General features: G+C 24.7%; 1 protein-coding gene. It reads right to left on the minus strand.

All coding sequences use genetic code 11. The features are described from left to right. Window positions 1–359 precede the first annotated feature (359 nt). Window positions 360–596 (minus strand): hypothetical protein, encoded by a 237-nt coding sequence (locus KA878_RS14105; protein ID WP_194375760.1) that lies wholly within the window; start codon window positions 594–596, stop codon window positions 360–362. Between the last annotated feature and the right edge of the window lie 199 nt (window positions 597–795).

Below are 795 nucleotides of genomic sequence, written 5' to 3' on the forward strand. Positions count from 1 at the left end.
GATACTATATAGAAATAACTCGATTTTTAAATTATAGCCATAATCCTTGATGCGTAAAGGATTATGGCTCCTTTTATAGTATCTTTTTAGTTTTTGTCCTTCTTAGCACGTTGTTTTTACTTTGGAGTTATAGTATCTCTTAAAACAACAAGTATAAAAAATAAACTACAATAAATAATTGACCCTATAGTTCCAACATCAATAACAAATATTAAAACTATATACCAAATAAGATTGATTACTATAATGAAATTAAAAATGGATCTTGACTTAGGTTTTATCATTTTTATCTTCACCATCTTTTATTTATTTTCTGGATTCATAAATATTGTAATGTGGCTTTTAAATATAAAGATAAATTAAACCAAAACTAAAATGATCAATATTAAACCTAAAATACCAAGTATCCAACCACTCTTTTTCTTTTTCAAAATTTCTGGGATAGATGCGATTGTAAATGCTATAAGAGAGAATAACATAGGTAAATAGCTATTATCCGAAAGTATAACCATATAAAAAATGGCGATAATTAATAATATAGCAACTAAGATATTAATCGCTTTAGTTAAAAAACTATATTTTTCTTCTTGTTTCAAAAAATCACCTTCGATGTTTAATATTCTTCAAAATTTTCTAAGATATATAAGCAGCTAATTGCTTATATATAACTATATTCCAAGTAAAGATAGAACATATAAAATAAAGAAAAGACCATAAAAGATTGTTAATATAACACGTTTCTCTAAAGTATATGCTAAGGAGCCCATACCAAAAGCTATAGCTATTAAAATATCA

Source organism: Staphylococcus sp. GDY8P57P (assembly GCF_017892585.1).
Classification (GTDB): Bacteria; Bacillota; Bacilli; order Staphylococcales; family Staphylococcaceae; genus Staphylococcus; species Staphylococcus borealis.